General features: G+C 68.0%; 6 protein-coding genes. 2 read left to right on the top strand and 4 right to left on the bottom strand.

The window, feature by feature from the left end; translation table 11 throughout:
• From ACREEF_RS15155 to hfaA, 4 genes are all read right to left on the bottom strand, one after another.
• A partial coding sequence (locus tag ACREEF_RS15155; RefSeq protein WP_431566397.1) for a M16 family metallopeptidase occupies nt 1-2689 on the bottom strand: 2689 nt, incomplete at its 3' end.
• Nucleotides 2690-2797: 108 nt separating this feature from the next.
• On the bottom strand, nt 2798-4042 hold the full coding sequence (gene hfaD, locus ACREEF_RS15150) for a holdfast anchor protein HfaD (protein ID WP_431566396.1): 1245 nt from the start codon (nt 4040-4042) through the stop codon (nt 2798-2800).
• Complete coding sequence (hfaB, locus tag ACREEF_RS15145; protein ID WP_431566398.1) at nt 3972-4979, bottom strand: holdfast anchoring protein HfaB; 1008 nt, start codon at nt 4977-4979, stop codon at nt 3972-3974. Before hfaB ends, hfaD begins: the two co-directional genes overlap by 71 nt.
• Nucleotides 4980-4981: 2 nt before the next feature.
• Nucleotides 4982-5416, bottom strand: coding sequence for a holdfast anchoring protein HfaA (gene hfaA / locus ACREEF_RS15140; RefSeq protein ID WP_431566395.1), 435 nt, complete (start codon nt 5414-5416; stop codon nt 4982-4984).
• A 111-nt stretch (nt 5417-5527) separates the two neighbouring features.
• Here hfaA and ACREEF_RS15135 point away from each other — a divergent pair, with 111 nt between their 5' ends.
• Nucleotides 5528-6196, top strand: coding sequence for a rhomboid family intramembrane serine protease (locus ACREEF_RS15135; protein WP_431566394.1), 669 nt, complete (start codon nt 5528-5530; stop codon nt 6194-6196).
• A gap of 63 nt (nt 6197-6259) precedes the next feature.
• Entirely contained in the window at nt 6260-6688 is a 429-nt protein-coding gene (locus tag ACREEF_RS15130) for a CBS domain-containing protein (protein WP_431566393.1), read from the top strand.
• Nucleotides 6689-6860 lie beyond the last annotated feature (172 nt).

Here is a 6860-nt window from a genome sequence, read left to right as displayed (position 1 = left end):
GACGCAGGGACTCGATCGTCGGCAGGCGGGCGCGGTTCAACTCGTCCTCGGTGATTGGCGCATCGCGCAGCGAGGCGATGATGGCGTCCACGGCGGAGTAGAAGGCCGGGATCTTGTCCGCCGCCGTCTCGGCCATGACCGAGATGGAGCCATAGCCCTTGAACACGTCGGACGCCGAGGACGAGACGCGCGGCGAATAGGCCAGGGCCTGCTTCTCGCGGATTTCCTCCAGCACACGCAGCTTGAACACTTCCGACAGGATACTGACCTTGCGCGCCTCGGTGCGGTCATCCACGGCGTCGGTGGTCGGCCAGGCCACATAGCCCAGAGCCTGTTCGGCCGGTCCGGTGTGCGTCAGGCGAACGGGCTGCGCGGTCGGCGCCGGGAAGCGACGTTGATCCGAACCGGGCAGGGGCTGGGCCGCCGGGGCGCGGGTCGGCAGGGCGGCGAAGGTCGAAGCCACGGCCGCGGCCGCGTCGTCCAACGTCACATCGCCGACCATGACGATGTCGATCGGACCCGCCGACAGGCCTTCGACCACGCCCTGCTTCAGCTCATCCAGGGTAAAGGCGGCGATCTCCGCGGCCGACGGCATGGTTTCGCGCTTGTCGCCGCTCGCCAGCAGACCGGACGCCTGAATGCCGAAGGCGCCGCCCGGCGTGGCCAGCTGCTGGGTCAGGATCTGCGGGAAGAAGGCCTTGATCTGCTCGAACGGCGCCGGGCGCAGACCCGGATCGGTCAGATAGGCGGCCAGCACCTGCATCTGCAGCTGCAGATCGGCGGGACGGGTCGCGCCTGACAGCTGGTAGGCGTCGCCGTCGATGGCGAAGCCGGTGCTGTAGATCTTTCCAGTCAGGACGCGGCTCAGTTCGTCGGCCGTCAGCTTGCCCAGGCCGCCCTGGGTGAAGACCATCGGCGCCAACATCTGCGACGTGAAACGATCCGTGGGCAGGGCCTGTTCGCCGATGCCGGTACGGACCGAGATCAGGATTTGCTCGTCCTTGAAGGCAGTCGGCTTGACCGTCAGGCGCACGCCGTTGGGGAAGGTGACGACCGTGGCGCCGACGGCGGCGACCTCGGTGCGGCTGGTCGGGGCGGCGCCGCCGCCGAAGTCGGCGTAGGGCCACTGAAGTTCAGCCTGTTCGGCGCGGGCCGTGACGGGAACGGCGCGGCTGGCTTGCAGGGCGGCGGTGACGCCGGCCTCGCCGCCTTCAATGGCTTCGGGCGTCACGACGAGCGCCAGCGGGCCGTAGCCCTCGAACACCGTCTTGACGGCCGTGCCGACCTGTTCGGCCTTCAGATCCTTCACAGCAGCCTCGAACAGGGCGAGATTGGTGGCGGGGGCCGAAAAGACGCGGTCGTCGTTGGCCGCGCCCAGGATGGCGTTGGCCAGGCCGGGCGTGCTGCGGGTCGCGGCGGCCTGGACGGCGTTTTCCAGCGCGGTGCGGCTGTTGGCGATCTCGCGGTTCAGTTCGGCCTGGGTGACGCCGAACTGCAGGAGGCGGCGCTGCTCCTGGTCGATGGTTTCGAGCGCCCGTTTCAGGCCGCCGGGATTGAAGTTGGCCGACACCGAGCCGATGTCGACGCTGTCGAACAGGCTGCCGTTGCCGGCGCTGGCGCTGATGAAGGGCGGATTGTCGGCGCGGGCGATTTCGCCCAGACGTCGGTTCAGCACGGCCAGACCCAGGTTATGAAGCAGGCTGTCGCGACGTTCGGCGACGGTGTCGGGGTCGAGGTCGGGGCTGCGGACCCAGTTCAGCTGGATCGACGACTGCACGCCCGGCTCGACCAGGATGCGGGTCTCCGACGCGCGCGCGGCGACCGTTCCCAGATCGGGATTCGGGCCGTCGGCGGCCTTGGGCTGCCAATCCGAGAAGGTCGCCTTGATCTTGGCTTCCATCTGATCGACGTCGAAGTCGCCGACCGCGATCATCGTCGCGCGCTCCGGGCGGTAATAGGCCTCGTAGAACTCGACGAAGCGTTCGCGCGGGGCCGAGCGGATGATGCTGAGATCGCCGATGGGCAGGCGGTTCGCCAGACGCTGACCGGGGGCCAGCAGGGCGATCTGGGCCTTCAGCGAGCGCAGGCCGGGGGTGTTGCGCAGGCGTTCTTCACCCTCGATCACGCCGCGCTCGTCGTCGATGTCCTTGGCGTTCATCAGTGCCTCGGACACCTGTTCGCGCATGATGCGCAGCGAGGTGTCGACGGTCTCGTCGTTAGTGCGGGGCAGTTCCAGCGTATAGGCGGTCTGATCGAAGCTGGTGAAGGCGTTGGTGTCGGCGCCGAAGGCCAGACCCAGACGTTCCAGAATGCGCAGCAGCTCGTTCTCGGGCACATTGGTCGTGCCGTTGAAGGCCATGTGCTCCATGAAGTGGGCCAGACCCAGCTGGTCTTCGTTCTCCATCAGCGAACCGGCGTCGATCCGCAGGCGCAGCGAGGCCTGACCCGGAGGCGTGGCGTTCTTCAGGATGGCGTAGCGCATCCCGTTCGACAGGGTGCCGAAGCGGACGTTGGCGTCGGCCGGAATGTCGCTGGCGGCCTGGGCCCAGGGCGTGGACGGTTGTGCCTCCTGCGCGGCGACGGCCGCGGGCGCCGTCAGGCCGACAGGGAGGGCGACGGCGGGCAGGGCGGCTCCGCTCAAAAGGGCGAGGCTGGAGGCGGCAAGCAGCAGGTGGCGAGGCGATCGCATTCGGTGAAGCTCCGGATCGTGCGATCAGGCCGCCCCCCGAGACTGACTGCGGCCCTGCACGTTTGGCTAGAGTGACAAACGTGCTTGACTGCCTCAAGTTACTGAAAGTTAATTTCCGCCGTTCCCCGTGACGTAGAAGCTCGCGGCGTTGCCCACGGCGTTGGCGCCGCTGATGACGTGACGGGCGCTGCCGCTGATCATCGTGTTGGCCGTGGCGTTGATGGCGCCGGTGTTGACCTGGACGTTGGTGGCGTTGAGGTCGCCGCCGCAGGTCGAGCAGGCGTAGCCGGTCACGGAGTTGCCGACGGCGTCGGCGCCGACATAGGCGTCATAGCCCTTGGCGCCCTCGAAGGTCGCCGTGACGTCGACGCCGCCGCTGTTCAGCTGGCTGTTGTCGATCTTGACGTAGATATCCTGGTTGCCGACCGAGACCTCGTTGCCGACGCCGTTGGCGGTGGCGACCGCCCGACCGTAGTCATAGGCGAAGACACGCGCGGCGCTGCGGATCCGGGCGTCGTTTTCCTGATCCGTGGTGGTGATCAGGGCGCCGCCGTGATTGTAGGTCGCCGCCAGGTTGCCCGCGGCGCTGGCGCGGCCGGCCAGATCCCAGGCGTTTCCCGCATTGGGATTCACGGCCGCCTCGACCATGCCGCCCTGCGAACGCTGCCGGATCGTGGTGTCCTGGTTCGAGGCGCCGGCTGAGGTGATCTGGACGGCGTTGGCCGCGGCCTGGCCGGAAAAGTCGGCAGCGGCCGGGATGTACTGGGTCGCTGCCCCATTGTGGGCGCGGACGTCGGCGGACGCGGTCTGCTCGACGGTTCCGTAGACGGACGTATTGGTTCCGCCGAGCGCCGTGGTGTTGCCGAAGGCGCCGACGGCGATGTTCGCCCCGCCGAGAAGGCGGGCGTCGCTGTTGACGATCTCGCTGCGCGCATGGACGTCGTCGCTGACGGTCTGACGCGCATCGGTATTCATGACGGCGTTGTTCGTCGTTGCGGCCAGATAGTTGCCGCGCGCCTGAACGACGCCGATCACGGGACCGCCGGTGTCGCCGCGCAGGGTCATCGAGGTGCGGGCGATGGTGCGCCCCTCCGCGACCTGGTCGGACCGCAGGTTCAGCTCACCATTGTCGGCCCCGCCGACCGCCATGTTGGAATGGGCGGCGTTGGACGCCGCGACCTGTCCGCGAACGTCGACGACGTTCAGCGTCTGGCCGGCGACCACGTCGCCGAGCTGCAGCTGGTTGTTCAGGACGAGCGCGCCGTCCTGGGCGGAAGCCGCGTTAGCGGCTGCCGCGCACAGCGCTGTCGCGGCGATCGTGCCAGCGAGACGGGTCCGCGCGAGTTTGGCCATTGTTCGTGTCCGTGTTGGCGTAGGCGGGATAGAAGCCGCCGGTCGGGCCGACCGCAGAGTCGCCCAGGGGATCGTTGGCAGGGTTCAGGCAGACCTCGGGGCCGGGGGCGCCGTACAGGTTGGCCATGAATTCGACGGTGGCGCGTTCGACCAGGGCGCGGACGGCCAGTTGCACCGGCTCCATGCCGCTGGTTCCAGCGGAGATGTCGAAGACGTTGCCGTTCATGAAGTCGAAGACCCCGGCCGAAATCTCGCGGCCGACGATCTGCTTTTGATAGGAGACGACGTCGACGACCTCGAGCGTGGTGGTCTGGACCAGTCGCAGGTCGATGGCGACGTTCATGACGAAGACCTTGCCGGTCAGCATCCCCGAGCCACCGCCTTGCTCGACCTCGCCGCCGGCGATGTCGAACCCGCCCGAGCGGATATTGTAGTTCACCTCGGTGATGCCGCCGACGACATAGAAGTCCGAGCCCGGCACCTGACCGGCCAGGATGCGGCGGTAGGCGGCGTCCTGGGGCGCGCCGTTGGGCAGGTCGTCGCCGATCAGCTTGTTGTTGGCGTAGCGCAGCTCCAGCTCCGACACCGAGGTGTCGTAGCGTTCGACGATCCGCGCGCCGGCCTTGGCCAGGGCGGTGTTCGCCATCAGCGAGGCACCCTGCGTGATCTGGCGGCCGCCGTCGGCCGAGACCGTGCCGGTGTAGTCGCTGATCCGGCCCACAGCCATGCGCGGCGACGGGAGGTTGTAGCGGCGCGCATAGTCGGCCAGGCAGTAGAGCGCGGTCGAGTAGGGCGTCGGGTTCGACGTCACCGGGGCGTTGCCGATCGGCTTGGCGTACTGGCCCGAGGGTCCGGCGCTGGTGCTGGCGCAACCGGCCAGCAGGGCGGCGGCGGCGGCGACCGCGACGGCCGCGCGGGCGCGGAAGGAAGAGGTCATGATCATGGGAAAACCAGCGATCCGTTCAGGGCCGTCCCGGCGGTGATATTGCCGGTGTTGGTCTGGGTGGAGTTGACGATCACGGTGTTGCGGTTGCCCTGCACCACCACGTTCAGGTTGTTGCCGATGGCGGTGGCGCCGGCGATGTTGGTCCCGCCGTTGCCCGAGCCGATCTGACCGACCGAGACGCCGGCGCTGCTGCTGGAGTAGCTGCTGGCCCCGGCTTGAATGATGCCATCGACGATCAGGCGGTTGCCGTTGGCGTCGCGCGTCGATCCGGTGGCGTTCTGGGCGGTGGTGTAGCGCGAGCCGCCGTAGCCGGCCTGGAACTGGGCCGCGCCTGCGGAACCCGCCGATTGGGCCGAGGCGGCGCCGGCGACGGCCAGCAGGCTCATCGTCAGGGTCGCAACCGGCAGTGTCAGTCTTTGGGACGGCATGAGTGGCTCCGCAGTGTCTCTGCGGGTCATTCAGCAACGGTCGTGCCAGAGCGAAATGATCGTTTTGAGGACGCCTTGAGGTTAACGCGGACATTGTCCATCAAGGGAGCCATGCAGAACCCAGCCGACCAACCGACCGGCGCGCCGCGCGAGAAGATCCTGAACGCGCCCTTCCTGCCCGCGCTGATCGCAGCCTCCATGCCCGTGCTGTTCTTCCTTCAGGAGCGGCTGTCGGATCAGGGACTGTCCATGGCCTTCCGGGCCGGCGATCTGGCGCGCGGCCAGTGGAGCGGCCTGTTCACCTCCATGTTGGTGCACGGCGGCTGGGCCCATGTGGCGATGAATGCGGTCGGGGCCCTGGCCTTTGGCGCGCCGGTCGCCCGGTTGCTGTCGCGCGGGTTCGCGCCCCTGGCCTTCATCGCTCTCTATATATGCAGCGGCGCCGTCGCCGCTTTGGGCTACGGCCTGTGCCATCCCGGGAGCATGGACCCGCTGGTCGGCGCCTCGGGGGCGGTGTTCGGCCTGATCGGTGCGGCGACGCGGCTGATGGGCGGGCACGGACGCATCTTGCCTCTGTTCCACCCTCTGGTGCTGAAGGCCTCGGCCGTCTGGATGCTGGTCAACCTGGTTGTCGGCCTGATTGGTTTCGCGCCCGGCGCCGGGGGGGGGCGCATCGCCTGGGAGGCGCACGCCTTCGGCTTCCTGTTCGGCATACTGGCTATCGGCCCACTGGCGCGCTGGCTCGGGCCGGGATCGGATTTGCGTCCCGCCCGCGTCTGAGCGATCTTTCCAGCGTAGCGGCCGGTCCGCGGTCGCCTCGCTATCGAACGGGAAGGAGCCGCCATGCTGGTCGCCGAGATTCTGAAAGGTAAGGGACAGGCCGTCTTCACCCTGTCGCCCGAAACGCCGCTGCTCGAGGCCTGCGCCGAGTTGGACCGCAAGCGGGTCGGCGCCCTGATCGTCTGCCAGGGAGAGGATGTCGTCGGCGTTCTCTCGGAACGGGACATTGTCCGGGCGATCTCGCAGGACGGCGCAGATGCGCTTTCGCGGCCCGCTTCTCACTATATGACGGCCGAAGTGATCTTCGCCGAGCCCACGGAAACGGTCGCCGTCCTGATGGGACGTATGACGGACCGCCGGATCCGGCACCTGCCGGTGCTGCGGGACCGACGACTGGCCGGGGTCGTCTCCATCGGCGATGTCGTCAAATGCCAGATCGCCGAAGCCACCCAGGAAGCCGAGAGCCTGCGCACCTATATAGCGGCGGGATAGAGCGACGCAGCGATCGAGCGACGGCCAAGGATTCGTGTTCGTTCGGTTTTTTGCGATTTCGTCATTTAGGGGTTGTGGCGTCGGGGGGTGGTTTGTATATCGCCACCTCGCTCGGCGACGGGCTGGCCCACGGGGCTTCGGGGACTGGATTTCCGGGGTTTTGGCGGGGGAG

Origin of the sequence: Brevundimonas sp. (assembly GCF_050729455.1) — a bacterium.
Lineage (GTDB): Bacteria > Pseudomonadota > Alphaproteobacteria > Caulobacterales > Caulobacteraceae > Brevundimonas.
The sequence above is the reverse complement of the archived record's forward strand: the minus strand, read 5'-3'. Positions and strand labels throughout refer to the sequence as shown.

Coding starts and splice junctions, on each gene's coding strand:
- hfaD (WP_431566396.1), bottom strand. CDS start 4,042: ATGGCCAAACTCGCGCGGACCCGTCTCGCTGGCACGATCGCCGCGACA.
- hfaB (WP_431566398.1), bottom strand. CDS start 4,979: ATGACCTCTTCCTTCCGCGCCCGCGCGGCCGTCGCGGTCGCCGCCGCC.
- hfaA (WP_431566395.1), bottom strand. CDS start 5,416: ATGCCGTCCCAAAGACTGACACTGCCGGTTGCGACCCTGACGATGAGC.
- ACREEF_RS15130 (WP_431566393.1), top strand. CDS start 6,260: ATGCTGGTCGCCGAGATTCTGAAAGGTAAGGGACAGGCCGTCTTCACC.
- ACREEF_RS15135 (WP_431566394.1), top strand. CDS start 5,528: ATGCAGAACCCAGCCGACCAACCGACCGGCGCGCCGCGCGAGAAGATC.